We start from the raw sequence: 21,034 nt of genomic DNA, 5'->3' as shown, positions 1-21,034 counted from the left end.
CTTCAGGTTGGTCTGCTAACCAGTGTGCAATGGCTAAGCTATTTTGAGCATGTTGACGTAAGCGAACATCTAACGTTCTTAGCCCTCGTAGCCCTAAATAAGCGTCATCAGGTGAGACACATTGTCCCATCAAATAGCTTTGCTCTCGTAATTGATCCCAGCATTTTTCATTGGCAATCGCTGTTCCTAACATCACGTCTGAGTGGCCAACAATGTATTTCGTCGCCGCTTGGATCGAAATATCAACACCATGTTCAAAAGGTGAAAAGTTCACGCCCGCCGCCCAAGTGTTATCCAGCATGACAATGATGTCATGTTCATGTGCAACCCGCGCTAAGGTTGGGATATCTTGCACTTCCATCGTGATCGATCCGGGTGATTCAGTGAACAACACTTTGGTATTGGGTTGGATCAAAGCACGGATTCCTTCACCTATGCTCGGTGGGTAGTAGGTCGTTTCTATGCCCATTTTCTCCATGATTTTTTCACAAAAATCACGAGTAGGTTCATAGCAAGTGTCGACCATCAGAATATGGTCACCCATTTGCACAAAGGAAAGAATACTATTGGCAATGGCGGCCGCACCGCAAGGGAAAAGCGCACAACCGACACCACCTTCAATTTCCACCATTGCTTCTTGGAACGCAAAGTGCGTATGAGTACCACGGCGTCCATAAAAGAGTGTTTTATTAGCCCGATTGACGGTGGCATGATTTTTTTCAGCCACACTATCAAATACAACGGTAGAGGCGCGCTGAATAGGTGGGTTGACAACGCCATTGGTCCACTTTTTACTACGACCCGCATTGACCAACTGTGTTTTTTTACCTTCTGACATCCGAAATCCTTGTCTGGGAGAGAGTTCGTTATTTAAAACATGGAGTTGCCTAGCTTGGCAACCCCAGTCAGATAAAAAGTTTATAGCAGAGGGTTAAACAGATAGAACAATCGTTCAAAAAACCTATGATACAACGGGCGTTGCTCCCATATTGGTAGCTCAACCAAGTGAGATTGTTCTATATAGTGTTGCTGTAGCCAGTTCATTTCCTGAGTGAAGGATTGGTCTTCAATCGCGAGCGTGACTTCAAAATTGAGCCATAGGCTGCGCATATCGATATTCACTGTACCGACAAGACAGAACTGGTTATCGATCACGACGGACTTAGTGTGCAGTAAACCACCGTAGAATTCGTATATTTTCACCCCTGCTTCCAGTAGCTCACCATAGAATGCGCGAGATGCCCATTTGACCATCAACGAGTCATTTTTATGTGGAATAATGATCTCAACATTGATACCGCGCTGAGCGGTCATTTTTAGCGTTGCTAATAGGTCTGCACTAGGCACAAAGTAAGGGGTAGTGATCCTAACGGATTGGTTTGACTGATTAATCGCCAGTGTTAACACTTGGGAGATTAAGTTTTCTGGCATACCAGGGCCTGAGGGGACAACCTGTACTGGATGATGGGGCTGATCCGGACCAATTGTGCATTCTGGTTGTGCTGGTAACATACGTGTTCCCGTTTCCACCTCCCAGTCCCAGCAATGTACTGCGGACAGCACATTGACCGCAGGACCAGTGACCCGCACCATGATATCGACCCATTGACCCACACCGGAGTTTTGCTTGAAATAGGCCGGGTCAACCAAATTCATCGAGCCTGTGTAGGCAATTTTATCGTCGATAACAATGATTTTACGATGTTGGCGTAGGTCTAAGCGGCGTAAGAACATCCGCCACGGGCTCACTTCTAACGCTTGGACGACTTCAACTCCTGCGTCTTTCATCATGGTATACCAATGACTTTTGAAGAAGCGGGGGCTCCCTGCGGAATCAAGCAGCAGCTTAACGTGCACACCTCGTTTGGCCGCTTGGATCAGAGCCGACGCAACCGAATCCGCCAATCCACCTGGGTGCCAAATATAAAAGACCATTTGAATGCTGGTGTGAGCTTGTTCAATGTCGGCAATAATGGAATGCAGAATTTCGTTAGGGGAGGTTTGCAGTGATAACGTATTACCACTTAAGGCCGGAATCCCCATACGGTGGTTACACAGTTCATCAATTTTATAAATTTGAGCACCCATTCCCTCAGGGGCATGAGCTTGGCAATCGTTAAGCTGTCTAAACCAATCACCAAATGGAGCAAACATTTCCTTCGCACGCTCTGCACGCTTGCGCCCTAAATTTAGCTCACCAAAAAGAAAGTAGCAGATCACTCCCACAATCGGAATGATATAAATCACCATCAGCCAAGCCAGAGAAACACTCACCGCTCGGCGTTTCAATACAACGCGTAGCGTGACTGCGGCGACCAAAAACCAATAGAGTGCGATGCCTGCTAAAGTAAGAACGTGGTAAACCTTGTCCATGCCATTAATCTTGTCGATAGAATAAGTCACGATAGTAAAGGGAAAGGGAAAAGTAAGGAAGTTTATCGCGTGAATAATATGAAAATAGTAACAGATGAATTGTGTTACTAAAGTGATCATAGCAGTTTAAAAAAATGATCTGAGGATAAAAAAGCAACAATTGAACTATAAAACTACGGTCTAATCCATAATTTATATCGTTCGGACTTCCAATTTTAATCTCAAACTGTTTTACTTGCCACCATCTCAGTGCGACTAAAAATTATAACTTGTGTAATTAAAAGTTTACACTCACTTTTAGCACTGCCTAACAAACACAACATTGGTAAATAGTTTATGGCAAGTAGTTCAAGAGGTCATTTCTCATCGAGACTTGGTTTTATTATGGCGGCTGCAGGTTCTGCGGTTGGCCTAGGGAATGTGTGGGGTTTTCCGACCAAAGCGGCAAGTAATGGTGGCGCGGCATTTTTAGTGATTTATTTGGCAATGGTATTCTTGCTGGCGTTTCCAATGCTGGTTGCGGAATTGACGATCGGGCGACATGGACAATCTAACCCCATCGCTTCTTTAAGAAGTATCTGGACCAAAAATCGTGCGGCGGCGGCACTGTTTGGCATTATCGCGATGATTGCCTCATCGATGATCCTCAGTTTTTACTCCATTCTTGCCGGATGGCTTATGGGTTTTGCGGCATCCCCTATATTAGGCCTGTTGGGTTTACAGACGGCGGCCGATTGGTTAGTGAATTTTAGCGGCTTACGCAATGTTTTACTGGCTCTCGCATTTTCTTTGCTCACTATTTATGTTGTGCGAAAAGGTGTCGCGGACGGCATTGAAAAATGGTCTACCCGTTTGATGCCAGTGCTTTTTATTCTATTCGGCGCTATGATTGCTTATATCTTTACCCAAGATGGGGCAATGGAAGGATTGAAGATGTATTTGATCCCTGATATTGCGCACATCACTCCCAGTTTATTAGTAGACGCAATGGGGCAAGCTTTCTTCTCTCTCTCTTTAGGCGTTGGAGCGATGATCGTTTATGGCTCATATCTTAAGAAAGATGTTAATTTGCCAAAAACAGCGGCGCAAGTCGCGGCGATTGATACGGGAGTGGCGTTTGCAGCTGGCCTTTTGATTCTCCCAGCAATGTTTGTGGCTAAAAATCATGGTGTCGAAATTTTTGATGATGCAGGCAACTTGATGAGTTCGGGCGATTTAGTCTTCACCGTGCTGCCTGCGATGTTTGATAATATGGGCAGTGCAGGGGTGTTGCTCGGTTTTGGTTTCTTTATTTTGATGGTTATCGCAGCGCTAACTTCTTCAATTTCTATGCTAGAAGTACCAGTATCTTGCGCGCAAGATGAACTAAAAATGACTCGTAGCCAAGCAACATGGATGATCGGTGGAGCCATTGCGCTGCTGAGCATCATCATTTCCCTTAACTTTGGGGCGTTATTTAACCTAGTGGCTAACGTCTCGACCGTCTATATGCAACCTTTATTAGGTGTGGTTTGGGCTATTGTGGTGGGTTGGGTTTGGCATCGTAATAAATTGCTTGATGAGATCAAACAAGGTAACCCAGACATTGCACAAAGCCTATTCTGGAAAATTTGGCCATGGTACGTGCGCTTTGTTTGCCCCGTGGCGATTTTAATGGTGTTTGCTTATTCATTAATTTAGCGCATTCCTAAGGCTCTCATCCGAGAGCCTTTTTATCATCCTACGGCCTTGAACCTTGCATTTATTGGTATCTGTGTTGTTTAACGCTATACTCAGCCGCCTATTCTGCAGTTAGTGATTCACATGTTTGATATTCTTTATACTCACAACGACTTTCTCATCATCAACAAGCATCCCAATGTTTCTGTGCACAAAGATGACGGGGATACAATGCTGCTGCAAGAAGTGGGTAAGGTTTCAGGTGATGGCCAGCTCTACTTAGTTCATCGGTTGGATAAAATGACGTCCGGCATTTTATTGCTTGCCCGCCACCAAGCTGCGGCCAGTGAGTTGTCTAAAAACTTTGCAGCAAGGGAAGTCGAGAAATTCTATCTTGCCATTGGCAGTAAAAAGCCTAAAAAGAAACAGGGTTTGATAAGCGGTGATATGGAACGCTCTCGACGTTCGTCGTGGAAGTTAGTGGCGACACAAAATAACCCTGCCGTAACGCAGTTTTTTTCCTGCTCTGCTGAGCCGGGTGAACGTCTCTTTTTATGTAAACCTTTTACCGGAAAAACCCACCAAATTAGGGTCGCTTTGAAATCACTCGGCTCTGCGATTGTCGGTGACCCTATTTATCATTTTCATGATGATTCTGATAGAGGCTATCTACACGCTTTTGCGTTACGTTTTTGCTATCAGGATCTGTGGTATCAATTTATCTGCGACCCACGCAATCAAGTAGCGATGGGGCAGAAATGGAACTCAGACATTGTTAGCCAAGGGATTGAATCTTGGTTAACACCTTGGAATCTAGTTTGGCCGAAAGTAAACAAATGACAGAACAAACAATGCAACGCTCATCGCTTCCTCACTTTTTTACCCATATTGAGCAGCAGCTCTCTTGTAATACCGGTGAAATTCGCCGCTTATTTCATGGCCGAGGTCGTCAGTGGTCAGGTCTAGAACAGCTCACCTGTGACTGGTTGCAAGGGCAGTTAGTCGTCAACTTATTTAAAAATGTCGAAGAAGATTTTCTCGCGGAGTTAAAAGCGGGTTTGTCGCACCTAACAACCCGTCCGTTATGGCTAGAAAAGCAAGGTCGTTGTGTTTTACTTCAGCATCGATATGCCGATGGCGCGCCTTCAGAAACAGTATGGGGAGAATTAGAGCCTTTCCCTGTGGTGGTCGAAAATGGCTTAAAGTACCAATTGAGCATTGGGCGTAACCAGAATTTCGGGCTGTTTTTGGATATGCGCTACGGCCGTGAGTGGGTTTCATCTCACGCTAAACATAAAAATGTACTGAATCTATTTGCCTATACTTGCGGTTTTTCAGTAGCAGCTATTGCTGGTGGTGCTGACCAAGTTGTGAATGTCGATATGGCCAAAGCATCACTGGCTAAAGGCCGTGAAAACCATCAATTAAATGGCCACAATCTCAATTCAGTGAAGTTTCTTGGACATGATATTTTCAAGTCTTGGGGGAAAATCAAAAAATCAGGGCCATATGATTTGATTATTATTGATCCTCCTTCGTTTCAAAAAGGCAGCTTTGCGCTGACTAAAGATTATCAACGTATCTTACGCCGTTTACCAGAGTTGTTAGAACAAGGCGGCGAAGTGCTTGCATGCGTTAATTCACCAGCCGTAACCTGCGACTTTTTAATCGAAGGGATGAAGGTGGAAGCGCCATCACTTACTTTTCAAGCTCGCCTAGAAAACCCACCAGAGTTTGAAGATATTGATCCGCAAGCCAGCCTGAAAGCACTGATTTTCTCCTAAGTAGAATGGAGACTAGGTAAGATCACGCCATAATAAAGTTGGTTATGGTGTGATTGCTCCTGACTTCAGGAATTATTAATTTTGCAAAATATGTTCAATCGGTGAGGGTTTAGAATAGATGAATCCTTGGATAAGATACACAGCACGAGTAGCAAGATAATCAACTTGGTCTCCGCGTTCAACGCCTTCAGCAATAATTTCAATATTAGCTTCTTGTGCTGAGAGAATAATAGAATTGAGTACCTTTATTTTTAAGTCGTCAGTTCCAATCGTATCAATAAACATCTTGTCTATTTTAATACAAGAAATACCAAGATTTTGTATATATGAGTAACCACCGTAGCCTGTCCCAAAATCATCAATTTTGAATTTATAGCCTTTTGCCATAAGATGAGATAGTGCCCTACCTGCATTTTCAATATTAATAAATGGCGTTCTTTCTGTTATTTCAAAATGAATCTGTTTGGTGGTCGGCCAATTGAGTTCTTCTAGTGTTTCTGCTAAGCCACCACTTTCAATATGGGCTGGCACGATATTGATACTCACCCATTGCTGCACATCGAATTGTTCTAAATCATCAATTACTTTTCTTATGATTTGATTCGTTATCTGGATGATTAAACCGGATGTTTCCGCCGGACCAACGAACTCATTTGGTGGAACCATCTCCTTGCCTTTGCACCAACGAACTAAGATCTCATAGCCAATAACTCTCTCTTCTCGGCTATCAAGAATGGCTTGGTAGTAAGGGATGAATTGTTTATCTTTAATGCCTTTAAGAATTAATCCTTGAATTGAGTTTTTATAATTTCTGAACTTTAAATAAAAAACAGATAATAAGATACCAATTGCTAGCGCAATGGGATAACCCCAATATATTAATTGGTAGTAAAGATATTGGTTGAATTCTTTACCAACAGAGAGTGTTTCTTGAATATCAAACTCTTTTATGGTGTAACTAATGGTTGTGATGTGGTCTTGGTAAGCAATCTCTTTATTGCCTCGACTCATTCTCAATCCATTTAAACTAGGCGATAAATAATGAAAATTTAATAAAAAGCAATTTATACAATCACCTTTTAATATCTCTTCTTGCCAGCTACTGTCTAATATCCAAAAAATTCGATTACCTTCTTTTTGATAATAAATAAGTAGCTCTTTTTCTGTATCAAAAAGTGCGGGAGTGGTGGACATGTAAAACCCTGAAGAGAGGTCATAGGCTTTCAACTCATCCGAAAGTTGTAATGGGAAACCGACAGTCGAGCAGCTACGCCCGTCTTTGTTGACAACCGCGATCATTCTGATAAATCGGTTGTAGTACTTGGAATCACGAATTAATGACATATCGCTTGCTTGGCATTCATAATTTATCTGAGCGACTTGATCTAAAATCATATCATTTAAGCTCTGAGCTCTATTGGCCAAGTAAAGATTGACGGTATCGAGTTTGCTTTCCAGCACATAGCGTGTCAACGGATTGATTAATATCGGGATGGCTAACGAAAAAATAAGAGTCGGGATCAGAAAGAGTAAGATCGCTATTTTAACGGGTCTGGTCAAAGTCATAAATGCAACCTTAGGCATCGTTATGCCACTGCGTTAGTAAGTGCGCAGTTTAGCATGCCACTGGTTCAATTGATGAGAATTTCGAAGAGTTATACGATTACCCAATGTACTGCATTATCTGGATTTGAAGCCGTAGTTCGAAGCCAAAAGTGATAGCGTTAATCATGGTTGTATTCTTGACGTGAGAGAGTGTTAGAGAGTGTTTGAAATCCAGAATAAATGCGGGTAATGGTGGTGAACCAGCATGCGCCGCCGAATAGATAAGCTATTAAGGCAAAATGTTGAGGAAAAAGACAAAACAGGACGAAACAAGCAATCGTTTCCGTACCCTCAGTCAAGCCTGACATGTAATACAGCGATTTATGCTTGTAGATAGGGCTGTGGATGTTTCGCTTGCTGGCCATCACGGCGAAGGCAAGAAAGCTGCTTCCCGTACCGATAAAAGAAAAGATCAAAAAGGCGCCAGCTACCGCATTGTGCTCAGGTGAAGCCAGCACAAAACCAAACGGGATGAGCGAGTAAAACAGAAAATCTAAACTGATATCGAGAAATCCTCCCGCATCGCTGACCCCTTGAATTCTTGCCAACGCACCATCAAGGCCATCTGCTATTCGGTTTAGTATGATGAAAATTAATGCCAGCGTGTACTGCGAGAAAGCAAGTGCAGGAAGTGCACAGCAACCTAAAGCAAAACCCCAGAGTGTCGTTTGATTCGCTGTAATGCCTAAGCGATGAAGCCCTTGAGCTGTTTTCTCTAGTGGCCAACGAATGATTTTGACACTAAATCGATCAAGCATGTGCGCTCTCCCATGAGCAGGTTAAAATGCGGCTGTTAGGCGGAACATCGTCTTTATCGTGCGTGACCATCAAGGTCGGAATGCCTTCGGCGACCAGTTGATTGAAGACCCAATCCCTAAATTGGATCCGCAGTGCTTTATCTAACTTACTAAATGGTTCATCCAATAGTGCCAGTTTAGGTTGAGCCAGTAGCATGCGAGCCAAGCTAATACGTGCTCGCTGCCCCCCAGATATCTGTTCTGGGTAAGCATTGGCAAGATGTTCGAGAGAAATTTTCTGTAATGCTTTTTCTGCTTGAGACTGCCGTTCATGGCCTTTTACCGAGTTGGGTAAGGCAAAAGCCAAATTTTGCCAAACCGTCAGATGTGGGAAGAGCAGATCATCTTGAAATAAAATACCGACTTGCCGCTGATGTGCAGGCCGCAAAGTGATGTCGACATCGTCCAGTATAACTCTGCCTTGGAAGCTAAAATTCCTCCCCAAATGACCCGCAATTACATTAAGTAGCGTTGATTTTCCGCAGCCGCTCGGCCCCATTAAGCTAACAATTTCACCTGGGGAGATGGTGATATTTAAATCCGATAAGAGAACTTCACCATTTTGTTTATGGATGGCGAGGTTTTCGAGGCAGAACGTCATGAGTAATGGCTTCCTTACGGGCAGTTTTTTTAACAATAGGGTTCATGGTACGGCGATGAGTTTGAATGCGGCTGATCACAATCGCCAAGGTGAAAAAAATTAAAGGCAGTAGGGCTTGCCAAATTGCATAGATGGCGGTGACTCTGCGGTCAAAGCCACTTGAGAGTGCAACGGCTTCGGTAGTAATAGTAGCGATCCTTCCTGCGCCGAGCATTAAAGTCGGCAAATATTGCGCTAAGCTCACACTCATTCCAACCGCTGCCGCGTAAACGATGGCTGGTAAGAGTTGCGGCGTTTTAATTTGCCAAAATACTTGCCACGGCGTTTTTCCTAAACTCAACGCTGCTTTAGTCAGGTTTTGATTGTAGCTTTGCCACGGGCCATCCAACGCAAGGTAGACAAAAGGAAAGGCGAAGAATACATGTGACCATGTAACCCAAAGCCAATACTGATCGCTGGCTAAAAAGAGTGTGGCGATCTGCATGCCAAATAACAGTGAAAGCTGAGGAATGAGCATTGGCAAGGCGATCAAATAACTGGGTAAATGGCGCTGATATTTGAGCTTATACTCATGAGCGAGTAGAGATAACACCAGCGCAATCACAGTGCTGAATAGCGCTAATTGTACGCTTTGATAAATGGTTGGTGCGATATTCAACCATTCGTTGTCCCAAAAACGGGTACTGAACTGGCTGGGCCATAAATCTGGAAAGCGCCAACGTTGTGCAAAACTCCAAACCACCATTAAAGGCAACATCAGCAGAGATAAGGTAATGATGAATAAAAACAGTGATTTTCCTGGCAAGGAAAGCGCATAGCGGCCTGAGTATTGCCAGCGTTTGTAGTGTTGCGTGGAACACTTTTCGATGAAGAGAACGATCAATAACATGGCGCTTGCAAGTATAAACAACAGAACGGCGCCAGCGGCGGCGCGAGGAATTAAGGCTAAGTTAGGGTCACTAAACCACTGCCATACCAATACTGCAAACGTTGGTGGATTATTGGGGCCTAAAATGAGCGCTAAATCGACAACGGATACGCCGTAGGCAATCACGGCAAAGAGGGCAAACCGCAGTTTATTTAACCACTGTGGGAAGAGCACTTTTAGCCATAGTTGGGGTTGAGAATAACCCAGCGAAGCCGCTGCTTGTTGCAGTTTATCAATGTTTAATTGCTGCAAAATGGGGATGCTCATCAGCAGTAAAAAAGGAACTTCTTTAAGTGCTAACGCTAAGGTTAATCCGACAGCATAAGGATTGCGTACTAAAAGTGAAGCGCCATCTCCCATGAATGAGGTTCCAAACAGATGATACAAAAGGCGATCCGTCATGCCGCTTGGTGAGAATAAAAAAGCAAAACCAATGGCAAAAGCGACGTGAGGCATAGCCAGTAACGGTGATAAAGCGTTCTCTACTTTTGACCAGTGACGGCTGTGCCATAATGATTGCAATATCACAAAGCAGATCGCTGCGGCGAGATAGGTACTGATTAACGCAGAACCTATGCTAAGTAGTAGAGATTGCCCGACTCCCGACCATTGTAAGATGGCGATGTAGCCATCTAGAGAAAAGTGGTGCAAGCCAACGGGAGGAATATAGCCCAATGAGGAGAGTATGACCCCAAGTAGGCCGGGAACAACTGGGGCAATACAGATGACAATAATCAGCAAATAGCTTGCTCTAAACATCGGGCTTTATCTCAGTCTCTTTAGTGGCCGTAGCGTTGTTGCCATTCGGCTTCAAGCGCTGTTTGCCAACTTGGATGTGGTTCGGCGATTGATTTAAACAGCTGAGTTTTCTTGGCGCTGCCACTTAAGAACTCATTTTGTAATACCGATGGATCTCCCCAAATGGAAAGATCACCTTTACGAGATTGTGCTTCCGGACTGAGTAAGAAATTGATCGCAACCAATGCGCCTTCTTTGGCGCTCGCATTCCAAGGAATGGCGAGAAAATGAATGTTAGAAAGAGCCCCTGTTTCAAACGCGTAGGAGCGGGTAGAGGCCGCTAGCGTTCCATTTGCTTGAGCGGAAAAAACAGCATTGGGGTTAAAGTTGATGGAAAGATCAAGCTGACCATCATCAAGCAATTGCAGCATTTGAGCAGAACCGCTGGGAAACTGCTTGCCTTGACGCCAGGCCACAGGATGGAATTCATCAAGATAGCGCCAAAGGGGCGCCGTCACTATGGCAAAATTTTGTTCATCCACAGGCTTAGACAGGGCAACATCGTTCTCTGTTAGTTCAATCAATAAGGCTTTAAGGAAACTGGTGCCATGAAACTCAGGAGGACGAGGGTAACTAACACGATTCGGAAACGCCTTTGCGTAGCTCAACATTTCTGAAAATGAACGGGGTGGGTTATTGAGCTTTTCCTGATCGTAAATAAACACCAGTTGTCCTACACCCCAAGGCGCTTCAAGGCCAAGAGTCGGCTCTGAAAAATCTTGATCGATCGGCAGTGAGGAATCAACATATTGCCAGTTAGGTAAACGCTCCGTAAATGGACCATACAGTAAACCATTATTTTTCATGGACTTAAAGTTTTCACCATTAATCCATACTAGATCGACACTGCCATTATTATTTTTAGCGGCCGCCTTTTCTGCAATAAGCCGTGTTGTTGTCTCGGCAATATCGGTCACTTTCACCTGTTTTAACTCGATACCGTAGCGATCTTGAAGCTCATTGCCTGCCCAGCGGATGTACTCATTAATCTCTTGGCTGCCTCCCCACGCGTGAAAGTAAACGGTTTGTCCTTTAGCTGCATCTGTGGTTTGTTGCCAAGTTTGCGCTGACGCGGAAAGTGCGAAGGCACACGTGCAGAGTAAGGTGATGAGCTTTTTCATAATTATCCTTAAAGATCGCTTTATTCAGTGACTTAGTGAATAGACCGGAGATATTTCCATGTTCATTCATTATGAACGAAAAAAAACAAAAGATCTGAATTGGTGAGAAAAAGCAGAAGTCGCAGATAGGTGAATGATGTGTGAGGTGGTCTACGGAAATGGCAGCCTGATGGAGAAGACTGCCATGAGAAGAATGACTGAAATTAATTTACCCAATCACGTAAAGTAAAGGTGAGCGTGTGAACCTCATTTTTAAGCGTTAGGCTATCTTTAGTCAGGTTGATCTCGCTCCAATCTGACAATGTTTGAGAAAACGCCTGCTCGGTATCCATGACATCACCGATACACATCATCATGGTCATGCCCATTTTTTCGATGCGGAATTGGTTGTCTTTTAGCTCGGCTTGCCCAAAAAAGTTATTGCAACCTGCGTTACCGCTAGCCATCATCTTTTCGCCGATTTCTAATCGCGGTGCTTTTTGTTTGTCATTATTGACCACGTCCTTGCCATCAATTTGCACCAGTTGCCAATTGTGATGCTGCAAATCTTGAGCGGTAATGCTTTCTACATCACCATTACTTGCACAGGCACTCACCAATACAGGTAGCGAAATTGCGGCTAGCCATTTTTTTGAACTAAACTTCATCGTATTAGACCCCAGAATTTGGAAAACGCGCACAGTATATAAAATTGAGTACTGTTTTTGTCAGTATAAGGTGATTGTTTTATATGCGTCACAGTTTGCAATCAGGAAGTGACACACGTTACTCTTATGTGGTGGACATTAAATTGGAAAAATAATTGAGTAACCATGGAGCAACTCGAATTTTTTAAAGTGCTGAGCCCTTGTATCGGTGTATGTTCAGTTGATGACAAAGGTTATTGCCAAGGCTGTATGCGTAAAAGGGAAGAGCGTTTTAACTGGCTCTCAATGACTGCTGCGCAGCAACTGCATGTCATAAAATTATGCCAACAGCGCTATAAGCGGAAAAAACAGAAACAACAAGCGCAAAACAAAGCAGATTCCGAGCCAGAAACGAACCCGCAGCGCGATCTGTTTTAATCAATTACTTCATTCCCCAAAAATCACTTACCCAACCACCAGCATGTTCATCAAAATGATTACCGTGAAAACGTTTATTCACATCGGGTTGTTCCATGTTGGGTTTTTCTGTCAGAAGCTGTTGAATATAGTTCGCCATTGGATCCGTACGTTGGTGCCGCGTTACAACATCTTTTATCAGTTGTAATCGATAAGTGGAACTTGCGCGTTTCATTTCTATAACCTCCATTGTTGTGGTAACTAATAGAAAAAATAGAAGCGATCCAGTACAGCGTCAATCAAAGATCTGCTTAAAATTTGCTCAATTTTATGATTAAAAATTAACCGCCTGATTTGGCTCGATTAACGCTCTTTAAGCCATAGAATCTATTTAAAGAGAGATCGCTCTCGAAATTTTGTGATTGCTTTTTAGTGTTGCAACCGAATGAGCGACCCCATCACATAAACATATTTATAAAATCAATAATATCCACTCTGTTTTAATGAAAGCCTGTTTATACGTATGAGTATGTTATGAAACTAAAAATTGTTACTAGCGCAATACTTGCTTCTATTGCCGCTTCTTCTTTCGCTGCTGATGGCGATATTCATCAGGTTACCATTCTTGGTACTTCCGATATTCACGGGCATTTTATGCCATGGGATTATGCTGCTGACAAACTGAATATGCAGGGGAGCCTAAGTCAAATCGCCACCAAGGTTAAACAGATACGAGAGCAAGATAAAAACGTTATTTTAGTGGATGCGGGAGATACGATTCAGGGAAACTTTGTTGAAACGTTTAAGCATGAAGCCGTAGACCCTATGATGCTCGGTTTTAATGAGATGAACTACGATGTTTGGGTGCTGGGTAACCATGAGTTTGATTTTGGTTTATCGGTATTAAATCGCTCCCTGACTCAATTTAAAGGCCGAGCGTTAGCCGGGAATATTCAGAGGCCCGATGGCAATCCATTCTTACCCGCCGCAACAATTATTGAAAAAAATGGCGTCAAGATCGGTATCATTGGAATGGATACTCCGATGACACAAGTGTTTGCTGAAGGCACGAATCGCCTTGAAGGCATGAGCTTCACTAACCCAACACTTGAAGTGAAAAAAGTGATTGGGCAGATAAAAAATGATGTCGATGCGATCGTTTTGGTTGCGCACATGGGGCTGGATAACGAAAACGACATCAAAGATACGGGCGTATCTGATATTGCCAATGCTAACCCAGAAATCGATGCCATTGTTGCTGGCCACATGCACACTAAAATTGATAAAGCGACGGTAAACGGTGTCATCATTACCGAGCCTGACAAATATGGACGCGTTTTATCTCGAATCGATTTCCAATTTGAAGAAAAGGATGGCAAATACACGCTCGTTCATAAAGACAGCTTCACTTACCCTATAAAAGGTGTTGATTCTGATTCGAAAATGGAAACGCTGTACGCACCTTATCATCAACGCTTACGAGAAAATGCCAATCGCGAAATTGCGATACTTGACGGAGTTGACTTGGTTCCTGATGATGAAATACGCGGTATCCCTCAAGTGCATATTCAAGATACCGGCATCAGTGCGCTGTTTCAGGAAGCCAGTTTTTTCTACGCGCCAAAAGCAAACGTGATCGCACTGCAAATTGATAATGACCAAGCTCAACTTGATACTGGCCCAATCAAAGCAAAAGATATCGCGTTTAACTATCAATATGCTGGTGGTGAAATTACGGTTTACCAAATGACGGGTAAAGAGCTGCGCACCTACATGGAATGGGCCGCTGGGTATTTCAATTCCGTCTCGCCAGGCGATGTGACTTATAGCTTTGATCCAAAGCGGCGCGCATCGAAATACTCAACCAATGATTTTTTTGCGGGTGTCACTTACACCATTGATCTTACTCAACCTGCGGGTAAGCGAATTAAAGATCTGCGTTTTGCTGGTGGACAACCGATTGATGATACTAGTGATATTCGGTTGGGTATGAATAGTTACCGAATGGGGCATTTGACGCAGAAAGGGGGTAGCCTTGAAGGGCGGTCATTCCCGATTATTTTTGACTCGGAAGCGGAATATGGCGAAGAGGAAGGAACTATTAGAAACCTAACGATCCGCTATCTCACCCAAGAGAAGCAAGGCCGCTACGAAGGGAAACCAATGCAACGTTGGAAGCTGGAAGGTTTGCAAGGGTATGAATCGGAACGTGCCATCGTGAAAGCTCTAATTAATAGTGGCCAAATTGATGTACCAAGTAGTGATGATGGGCGTTATAGCAATATCGCCTCGATCAATGTTAAAGCACTACTTTTTACCAATAAGGCCGCGGCTGAAGAGGCGATCAATGCGCGTATTTTGCAAAGTAGCCAAGCTTCTGATGCTGAAAAACAGCGTATCAATCGAGAGATTGTATTGCTCAAGGCATTGAATGCTAATGTTTTAGATTAGCTAAAGTTTTAAATTAACGGTTAAGGCTCTGGCCAAAAGTCAGAGCCTACTACTTTAACGACTAACTCATCAATAACCAGAATCCAACACCTATCATCAATGAGCCTGAAATACGGTTCATTAGACGCACATTTTTTGAATGCCCTAGAGCTCGTTTTAACCCCTTGCCACCTGTTGCGTAAAGTGTCATACAGACAAATTCTGAGACCATAATAATGGACACCAGCAGTAATAGTTGAGGTGCAAGTGGTGCTTCACTATTAATAAAAGGCGGAAGTAGGGAGATCATAAACGCCCAGCCTTTAGGGTTGGCAATCGCGGTCACAAAACCTTGCACGACAAGATCCCAGTCTTTGTTATGGGGAGTGACTTGTGAGTCGCTACTGAGGGCAAGCTTGCCTTTTGAGCGCCACATCTGAATGCCTATATAGCCAAGGTAGATGGCACCGATGGTTTTGAATCCGGTAAAGAGCCAAGGGTAATTGAGCATAATCGAAGCCATCCCCAAAACGGCTGCGATGGAAACGAACGCCACACCGACGATCTCTCCCATCATCATCCATAAAGTTCGGCGATAACCAATACTCATCCCAAGACTCAGTGCCAATGTCATGCACATACCTGGAGTAATCGAAACAAAAAAGAATGTTGGTATAAATGCCAGAAGTAAAGTACTGCTCATTAATCAATCCGTGTTGAGAGACAAGAGCTCTAGCATACACATTAATTACAATCTTCACTATTTCACTTTGCTGTGCAATTGACGACAGTGCTACTTACGGATTGAAACCAATAAAGATGACCGTTTGGGATGATGAAGCATAGATAGGATGCACAGAGATGAAAAAAGCCGCATTGCTGCAGCTCTTTCGTTGTTATGGCTTACTTCTTACGATTTTTTAGTCGATTCATCATGTTCAAACGACGTTCTGCTGAGGCTTGATCCGGCTTTTCGTCATTTGGGTTGTTACGACGGCCTTGGCGATCTTTGTACGCCGCTTTTGTGTGAAGTTTTTCAATGTAGGCATCACGCTGTTTAGGCTCATAACCAGGCTGTTCAACACGGCGGATGCGTTGCTGGATAAGGTTTTCAACCTGAACAACAGTCAACTCTTCTTCGCGACTGACAAATGAGACAGCATGTCCCTGTTTGCCAGCACGACCAGTACGACCTATGCGGTGTACATAATCTTCGGCGAGAAATGGCATGTCATAGTTAACCACGTGTGGCAGGTCGACGATATCTAAACCACGTGCAGCCACATCGGTCGCAACCATGACACGCACTTTGCCTTCTTTAAATTCTTCAAGAGCGCGTCGACGTGCACTTTGTGCTTTATCGCCATGACATAGCACGGCCTTGATGCCATCCAGTTTCAGCTCTTTAACCACTTCATTAGCCGTCTCTTTATAGTTCACAAACACTAATACTTGTTGCCAATTTTTGCGGCCAATCAGTTCAGACAGCAGTTCCGTTTTACGCTCTTGATCGACAGGGTAAACCACATGCGCCACTGTTGCGGCCGTGGTATTGGCACGATCGGCATTAATGCGTTTGGGTTTGCGTAAAATATCGCCCGCCAGTTGGTTAAGCTGAGTGGATGTAGTGGCTGAGAACATCATGATTTGCGGTGAGGTTTCCACTTCCAGCATGATTTTACGCACGGGATTGATGAACCCCATATCTAAAATTCGATCTGCTTCGTCGAAAACCAAAAACTCAAGGTTGGCGAGTGAAACATTACCTTCACTTAAATGCTCTTCTAATCGGCCAGGGGTCGCGACCAAAATGTCCACACCCATTTCAAGCTGACGAACTTGAGAAGACATTTTATTTCCACCGTAAACAGCAGCGACACTGAGTTTGGTGTACTTGACGTAGTCTTTAATGTTCTGGGCAATTTGCGCCACTAATTCACGCGTGGGTGCCAAAATTAAGCCTCGCGCTGTTTTAGGCGAAGGTTGCTTGCCGCTATCTAACAGATGTTGAATAACGGGCAGTGCGAATGCTGCGGTTTTGCCTGTGCCAGTTTGCGCCGTTGCAAAAATATCATGCCCTTTACGAGCCTCGGGAATGGCTTGTCGCTGAATGGGGGTAAGTTTTTCATAGCCGCATTCAGTAAGCGCTTTAACAAGTTCAGGTGCAAAACCTTGAGATGAAAATGACATTTAACGGGTTCCTTAAGCAGACAGCCTACAGTTCTTAATTTTAGCCGTGCACTATATAGGATTTAGAGTGATTTATCTCACGTTTATCGTGATCAGTGATAAATTTCCTACATTATTGACCAATTGTATTTGAGTTCACAAATGAGATGAATTGGTGATTCATAGCGGTTGCCTATCTTTCTATTATGTTTTTACTTCAGAAGCCGATAATAAATGGTAGACTCTCAACACTTGCGTAGCATCATGATGACGCAGAAGTAATTAACCTTGATAAAGGATGCATAGACGCCATGGACAATGCAGATTTTGTACAGAAACGGCAATATTACCGCTTAAAGTATCCAAAGCGGGCAAGACCTACCGTAAAAATTGATGATCAGCTATTCCATGTCTGTGAAATATCAGAGCAAGGCATTCGTATCTCAATGCCGAGAGTGACTACCTTATATTGTGGTCTATCGATGTCTGGTACGGTGCAGCTACGCAGCAACAATACAGTCAAAATTGCAGGTCAAGTACTGCGCTTTCAACAAGATGAAGTCGTGGTTCAACTATCCAATGGTCCTGCTTTTAAGCACATGGTTGAAGAACAGCGTTATATTCGCCAAAGATACCCGTCTTACTTCTCGTCTTTACGTTCTGCTTAAATCAAAAACTGTCTGCGTTGAAACGAGCGGTGCGTGCTTCTGCGATTGTGCAGTGCGTGATGTGCATAAGTTCGGCGAGAGTGATTGATGGGTTTTGTTTAACAAGCCTTACCAACTTGGCTGATTTGGGTTCAAGCTGTTCCTGATATTCTGCCAGTTTGTCTTTGAGTCTCGTTATTAAAAATTGCATGACCAGTGAATCAAGTTCTCTGAGCCGATTTGCCAATGATTCAAGTTGCGTTATCTCACCACTGATTTGCCAATTTCTGGAACGTCGTATTCGTTTCAGGTCGCACTGATATTCTCTCGCCAGCATTTTTGCTTTTTTCGCATTTTCTCCACCAAGCCGATGAATCAATGAGGGGAGGGAAATCGTGATGATCATAATAGCCATGTTCTTGTTTGAATGACTTTCCGTTATAACACGGTCTTATAAAACGGTGAAACCCCGATAGTTGGTAGCTATCGGGGTTTCGAATTTTTAGATTTCTCGGATGGTAAGGCCGATAGTCTTTATGCAAAAGGTTGGATTTTATCCAACTAATTCCTTGGTAGGAAATTAGATGCGGATGAAGTCCATGTGCTCAACTTTTGGCTTGAACACGTGACGTTGAACGTCTTGTGGCTTAACTTTTACTTCTGCGCCATCAATTACTAGAGTAATTGCTTCGTAGAATTCTGGTTTGTCCATTTGGTTGATCACGTCAGAATGATCCAGTGCGATAGCAACTGGCGCTGCTTCACCACCGTAAACAACTGCTGGGAATTGGCCCGCGTGACGTAGGCGGCGGCTCGCACCTTTACCTAGTTCAGTACGTACTACTGCTTCGAATTTCATAGTTTTTACACTCAAATTAGTAAAAATAAACTTCACATCTGCAATGCGACCTTGCTGATGTGGTATAGCTTTGATAGTGAATCAATGATTACTAACAAAACGAGCGCGGATACTAGCACTCTATCTAAGATGGGGCAATAGAAAATCCCTTGCAGCATCGATTTATTGCAGTGTTACGAAGGACCGTGACAGTCTTTATTGCTTAATGTCGAGTTCGATTTCGTCCATTAAACCGAACGAAAAGTTAGCACCGCTTTTAACCCCCCCATGGTGCTAGTCGATAGGGTTAGCGTACCGCGATAACTGTGCGCCATTTCACTGACAATATTCAACCCAAGCCCAGATCCAGAGGTTGTTTCGTCTAAGCGCACGCCACGCTGTACCGCTTTGGCCAGATCTTGCTCAGCAATACCTGGGCCATCGTCTTCGATGTGGATTTCTACCCAGCCTTCTTCTCGATTTTTTGCGTGAACTCGAACTAAAGAAGCTGCCCATTTGTAGCTATTTTCCAGTAGGTTGCCGAGCATCTCGTCGAGATCGGTTGGGTCAACGGCAACCTCTAGATCAGAATCCAACTCATTAACTAACGTGATTTCACGCTGTGCGTAAATTTTGTCAAATGCCATAGAAATAGCATCTACCCGTTCGCTTGGATTGGCTTTTACCGCAAGAATATTCATTGAGCCAGCCATGCGCGCGCGCCCTAGATGGTAGTCAATCTGCTTTTGTAACTGTTCAATCGGTGTTCTGAGTTTCTGCTGTTGTACGAAATCAAGATGATCGATCTCATTGCGCAGTACAGAAATCGGTGTTTTTAAAGCGTGAGAGAGATTGCCTGCATGATTACGTGCACGTTCAAGCAATTCTTGATAGTGGAATAACAGTGCATTCAAATCATTGACTAACGGAAAGACTTCTTTTGGGTACTCGTCACTGAGACTGGCTTGTTGACCTTTGCGCAATGCGGCCAGCTCTTTTTGCATTTTCCCTAACGGCCGTAATGACCAACTGACTTGCAAGCCAATCAGCACCAATACACCACTGAAGAGCAGACCTAGTATCATCCACAATTGGCTAATTACGCTGTTTAAAGTGTCTTGTAATGGCGCTTCATCAAGACCGATGGTAATGGTGATAGGAGAAGGGAAGTCTGGTAAGTAGATGATTTGTTCAATGACGATCAGTTTTTCATCTCTTGCGCCTTTGACGATGCTTTTCAAGCCATGTTTTTCGCTGATAAGGCGCTTATCCCACAATGAGCGAGAACGAAGCGATTGATCATGGCTTGAGGCCGTCCAATAAAGGCCGCTGTAGGGTTGGCTAAAACGAGGGTCGGAAAGGCGCGACGACAGTACTAGATTCCCTTGCGGTGTCGCTTCCAAGTTCGCCGTGATTTCATCCATCGCTAAACGTAGCTGACTTTGCACATCATTGACTAGGTAGTCTTTGATCAGTGTGGGAATGCCAATTCCCGCCGCTAAAATCATGGTACCTAACCAAAACGTTGCCGCGAGCAGTAAACGACTTTTTAAACTGAGGCGCTTTAAGGCCGAGGTTTTATTTTGCATTAAGCTGGTATCCCAGTCCTCTCACGGTTTTGATAATGTTGTTATTGATTTTTTTACGGATGCGGCCAATAAACACTTCGATGGTGTTGGAGTCTCTATCGAAATCTTGTTTGTAGATGTGTTCCACCAGTTCAGTCCGTGAAATGACTTTGTCGGCATTGTGCATGAAGTAGGCAACCACTTTGTATTCCAGTGCCGTCAAGCTCACCGCTTGACCTTGCCACATCACTTTAGAGGTTCGAGTATCAAGGCTTAAGTCACCGATTTGCATCACAGGGGAAGCGTTACCTGATGCTCGGCGCAGTTGTGCGCGGATACGAGCGGTTAATTCCACCATCTCAAATGGTTTGGTGAGGTAATCATCCGCTCCTGCATTTAAGCCCTCGACTCGTTGAGTCAAACCGTCTCTTGCACTGAGGATCACAATAGGCGTATTAATGTTTTCATCTCGAATGCCTTTCAATACGGTGAGCCCATCGAGCTTGGGTAAACCGAGGTCGAGCACAATCACATCCCACTCTTCTGATGTAGCGCGATAGAGTGCATCAATGCCATCTTGTGATAATTCAGGCACCCAGCCGGTCTGTTCAAGCGCTTCTACAATTTGTTCCCCAAGACGAGGATCGTCTTCGACTACCAATATTTTCATGGT

At 44.0% G+C, this 21,034-nt stretch carries 21 protein-coding genes; 6 read left to right on the top strand and 15 right to left on the bottom strand.

Annotation, left to right across the window (positions count from 1 at the left end; genetic code table 11):
* Both metC and cls read right to left on the bottom strand, forming a co-directional pair.
* Positions 1-838 (bottom strand): cystathionine beta-lyase (metC, locus tag AACT23_RS02585; RefSeq protein WP_094127041.1); only part of this gene is annotated, 838 nt, incomplete at its 3' end.
* 80 nt (positions 839-918) lie between these two features.
* Positions 919-2,373, bottom strand: coding sequence for a cardiolipin synthase (gene cls / locus AACT23_RS02580; protein WP_094127039.1), 1,455 nt, complete (start codon positions 2,371-2,373; stop codon positions 919-921).
* A gap of 336 nt (positions 2,374-2,709) precedes the next feature.
* On the opposite strand from cls, the gene AACT23_RS02575 reads away from it, so the two are divergent.
* From AACT23_RS02575 to AACT23_RS02565, 3 genes are all read left to right on the top strand, one after another.
* A complete protein-coding gene (locus tag AACT23_RS02575) occupies positions 2,710-4,053 on the top strand; it encodes a sodium-dependent transporter (protein WP_013857032.1) in 1,344 nt (447 codons plus the stop codon).
* Positions 4,054-4,176: 123 nt separating this feature from the next.
* Positions 4,177-4,872 carry a TIGR01621 family pseudouridine synthase gene (locus tag AACT23_RS02570; protein WP_017047706.1) on the top strand — a complete coding sequence of 232 codons (696 nt, stop codon included), beginning with the start codon at positions 4,177-4,179 and terminating at the stop codon, positions 4,870-4,872.
* A gap of 11 nt (positions 4,873-4,883) precedes the next feature.
* Positions 4,884-5,816: a class I SAM-dependent methyltransferase gene (locus AACT23_RS02565; RefSeq protein ID WP_094127043.1), complete on the top strand. Its 933-nt coding sequence runs from the start codon at positions 4,884-4,886 to the stop codon at positions 5,814-5,816.
* A gap of 75 nt (positions 5,817-5,891) precedes the next feature.
* On the opposite strand, the gene AACT23_RS02560 is transcribed toward AACT23_RS02565, so the two are convergent.
* The 6 genes from AACT23_RS02560 to AACT23_RS02535 form a co-directional block, all read right to left on the bottom strand.
* Positions 5,892-7,382 (bottom strand): EAL domain-containing protein, encoded by a 1,491-nt coding sequence (locus AACT23_RS02560; protein ID WP_094127037.1) that lies wholly within the window; start codon positions 7,380-7,382, stop codon positions 5,892-5,894.
* Between the two features lie 158 nt (positions 7,383-7,540).
* The gene (locus tag AACT23_RS02555; protein ID WP_094127035.1) at positions 7,541-8,179 is read right to left on the bottom strand and encodes a CDP-alcohol phosphatidyltransferase family protein; all 639 of its coding nucleotides are present in this window, start codon (positions 8,177-8,179) and stop codon (positions 7,541-7,543) included.
* Positions 8,172-8,819 carry an ATP-binding cassette domain-containing protein gene (locus AACT23_RS02550; protein ID WP_094127033.1) on the bottom strand — a complete coding sequence of 216 codons (648 nt, stop codon included), beginning with the start codon at positions 8,817-8,819 and terminating at the stop codon, positions 8,172-8,174. The genes AACT23_RS02555 and AACT23_RS02550 overlap by 8 nt, the downstream gene beginning before the upstream one ends.
* The gene (locus AACT23_RS02545; protein WP_094127031.1) at positions 8,785-10,506 is read right to left on the bottom strand and encodes an ABC transporter permease; all 1,722 of its coding nucleotides are present in this window, start codon (positions 10,504-10,506) and stop codon (positions 8,785-8,787) included. Before AACT23_RS02545 ends, AACT23_RS02550 begins: the two co-directional genes overlap by 35 nt.
* A 20-nt stretch (positions 10,507-10,526) precedes the next feature.
* Entirely contained in the window at positions 10,527-11,666 is a 1,140-nt protein-coding gene (locus tag AACT23_RS02540) for an ABC transporter substrate-binding protein (protein WP_094127029.1), read from the bottom strand.
* Positions 11,667-11,869: 203 nt separating this feature from the next.
* Positions 11,870-12,313 (bottom strand): META domain-containing protein, encoded by a 444-nt coding sequence (locus AACT23_RS02535; protein WP_026028018.1) that lies wholly within the window; start codon positions 12,311-12,313, stop codon positions 11,870-11,872.
* Between the two features lie 165 nt (positions 12,314-12,478).
* On the opposite strand from AACT23_RS02535, the gene AACT23_RS02530 reads away from it, so the two are divergent.
* Positions 12,479-12,730: a DUF1289 domain-containing protein gene (locus tag AACT23_RS02530; RefSeq protein WP_013857474.1), complete on the top strand. Its 252-nt coding sequence runs from the start codon at positions 12,479-12,481 to the stop codon at positions 12,728-12,730.
* 4 nt (positions 12,731-12,734) lie between these two features.
* Here the strand turns inward: AACT23_RS02530 and AACT23_RS02525 are convergent, their stop codons facing one another.
* On the bottom strand, positions 12,735-12,944 hold the full coding sequence (locus AACT23_RS02525; protein ID WP_026027723.1) for a hypothetical protein: 210 nt from the start codon (positions 12,942-12,944) through the stop codon (positions 12,735-12,737).
* Positions 12,945-13,243: 299 nt separating this feature from the next.
* Between AACT23_RS02525 and AACT23_RS02520 the strand changes: the two genes are divergently transcribed.
* Entirely contained in the window at positions 13,244-15,160 is a 1,917-nt protein-coding gene (locus tag AACT23_RS02520; RefSeq protein ID WP_017047700.1) for a bifunctional metallophosphatase/5'-nucleotidase, read from the top strand.
* 61 nt (positions 15,161-15,221) lie between these two features.
* On the opposite strand, the gene AACT23_RS02515 is transcribed toward AACT23_RS02520, so the two are convergent.
* Together AACT23_RS02515 and AACT23_RS02510 are read right to left on the bottom strand one after the other, a co-directional pair.
* A complete protein-coding gene (locus AACT23_RS02515) occupies positions 15,222-15,842 on the bottom strand; it encodes a LysE family translocator (protein WP_088728812.1) in 621 nt (206 codons plus the stop codon).
* A gap of 200 nt (positions 15,843-16,042) precedes the next feature.
* Positions 16,043-17,329 carry a DEAD/DEAH box helicase gene (locus tag AACT23_RS02510; RefSeq protein WP_026027722.1) on the bottom strand — a complete coding sequence of 429 codons (1,287 nt, stop codon included), beginning with the start codon at positions 17,327-17,329 and terminating at the stop codon, positions 16,043-16,045.
* Positions 17,330-17,619: 290 nt separating this feature from the next.
* Between AACT23_RS02510 and AACT23_RS02505 the strand changes: the two genes are divergently transcribed.
* Positions 17,620-17,976, top strand: a complete 357-nt coding sequence (locus AACT23_RS02505; protein WP_017046184.1) for a PilZ domain-containing protein — start codon at positions 17,620-17,622, stop codon at positions 17,974-17,976.
* Position 17,977: 1 nt separating this feature from the next.
* On the opposite strand, the gene AACT23_RS02500 is transcribed toward AACT23_RS02505, so the two are convergent.
* The 4 genes from AACT23_RS02500 to AACT23_RS02485 all read right to left on the bottom strand — a co-directional run bounded on the left by AACT23_RS02500 (position 17,978) and on the right by AACT23_RS02485 (position 21,031).
* Positions 17,978-18,370, bottom strand: coding sequence for a ribosome recycling factor family protein (locus AACT23_RS02500; RefSeq protein WP_094127027.1), 393 nt, complete (start codon positions 18,368-18,370; stop codon positions 17,978-17,980).
* A gap of 165 nt (positions 18,371-18,535) precedes the next feature.
* Positions 18,536-18,814, bottom strand: a complete 279-nt coding sequence (gene rplY / locus AACT23_RS02495) for a 50S ribosomal protein L25 (protein ID WP_010318386.1) — start codon at positions 18,812-18,814, stop codon at positions 18,536-18,538.
* 227 nt (positions 18,815-19,041) lie between these two features.
* Entirely contained in the window at positions 19,042-20,382 is a 1,341-nt protein-coding gene (locus AACT23_RS02490; RefSeq protein ID WP_094127025.1) for an ATP-binding protein, read from the bottom strand.
* The gene (locus AACT23_RS02485; protein WP_010318384.1) at positions 20,372-21,031 is read right to left on the bottom strand and encodes a response regulator transcription factor; all 660 of its coding nucleotides are present in this window, start codon (positions 21,029-21,031) and stop codon (positions 20,372-20,374) included. The genes AACT23_RS02490 and AACT23_RS02485 overlap by 11 nt, the downstream gene beginning before the upstream one ends.
* Between the last annotated feature and the right edge of the window lie 3 nt (positions 21,032-21,034).

It is taken from the genome of Vibrio sp. V09_P4A23P171 (assembly GCF_963875615.1).
Classification (GTDB): domain Bacteria; phylum Pseudomonadota; class Gammaproteobacteria; order Enterobacterales; family Vibrionaceae; genus Vibrio; species Vibrio anguillarum.
The sequence above is the reverse complement of the archived record's forward strand: the minus strand, read 5'-3'. Positions and strand labels throughout refer to the sequence as shown.

Coding starts and splice junctions, on each gene's coding strand:
- AACT23_RS02530 (WP_013857474.1), top strand. CDS start 12,479: ATGGAGCAACTCGAATTTTTTAAAGTGCTGAGCCCTTGTATCGGTGTA.
- AACT23_RS02485 (WP_010318384.1), bottom strand. CDS start 21,031: ATGAAAATATTGGTAGTCGAAGACGATCCTCGTCTTGGGGAACAAATT.
- AACT23_RS02510 (WP_026027722.1), bottom strand. CDS start 17,329: ATGTCATTTTCATCTCAAGGTTTTGCACCTGAACTTGTTAAAGCGCTT.
- AACT23_RS02515 (WP_088728812.1), bottom strand. CDS start 15,842: ATGAGCAGTACTTTACTTCTGGCATTTATACCAACATTCTTTTTTGTT.
- AACT23_RS02550 (WP_094127033.1), bottom strand. CDS start 8,819: ATGACGTTCTGCCTCGAAAACCTCGCCATCCATAAACAAAATGGTGAA.
- AACT23_RS02545 (WP_094127031.1), bottom strand. CDS start 10,506: ATGTTTAGAGCAAGCTATTTGCTGATTATTGTCATCTGTATTGCCCCA.
- AACT23_RS02565 (WP_094127043.1), top strand. CDS start 4,884: ATGCAACGCTCATCGCTTCCTCACTTTTTTACCCATATTGAGCAGCAG.
- AACT23_RS02575 (WP_013857032.1), top strand. CDS start 2,710: ATGGCAAGTAGTTCAAGAGGTCATTTCTCATCGAGACTTGGTTTTATT.
- AACT23_RS02555 (WP_094127035.1), bottom strand. CDS start 8,179: ATGCTTGATCGATTTAGTGTCAAAATCATTCGTTGGCCACTAGAGAAA.
- AACT23_RS02560 (WP_094127037.1), bottom strand. CDS start 7,382: ATGACTTTGACCAGACCCGTTAAAATAGCGATCTTACTCTTTCTGATC.
- AACT23_RS02525 (WP_026027723.1), bottom strand. CDS start 12,944: ATGAAACGCGCAAGTTCCACTTATCGATTACAACTGATAAAAGATGTT.
- AACT23_RS02500 (WP_094127027.1), bottom strand. CDS start 18,370: ATGGCTATTATGATCATCACGATTTCCCTCCCCTCATTGATTCATCGG.
- rplY (WP_010318386.1), bottom strand. CDS start 18,814: ATGAAATTCGAAGCAGTAGTACGTACTGAACTAGGTAAAGGTGCGAGC.
- AACT23_RS02540 (WP_094127029.1), bottom strand. CDS start 11,666: ATGAAAAAGCTCATCACCTTACTCTGCACGTGTGCCTTCGCACTTTCC.
- AACT23_RS02520 (WP_017047700.1), top strand. CDS start 13,244: ATGAAACTAAAAATTGTTACTAGCGCAATACTTGCTTCTATTGCCGCT.
- cls (WP_094127039.1), bottom strand. CDS start 2,373: ATGGACAAGGTTTACCACGTTCTTACTTTAGCAGGCATCGCACTCTAT.
- AACT23_RS02535 (WP_026028018.1), bottom strand. CDS start 12,313: ATGAAGTTTAGTTCAAAAAAATGGCTAGCCGCAATTTCGCTACCTGTA.
- AACT23_RS02490 (WP_094127025.1), bottom strand. CDS start 20,382: ATGCAAAATAAAACCTCGGCCTTAAAGCGCCTCAGTTTAAAAAGTCGT.
- AACT23_RS02505 (WP_017046184.1), top strand. CDS start 17,620: ATGGACAATGCAGATTTTGTACAGAAACGGCAATATTACCGCTTAAAG.
- AACT23_RS02570 (WP_017047706.1), top strand. CDS start 4,177: ATGTTTGATATTCTTTATACTCACAACGACTTTCTCATCATCAACAAG.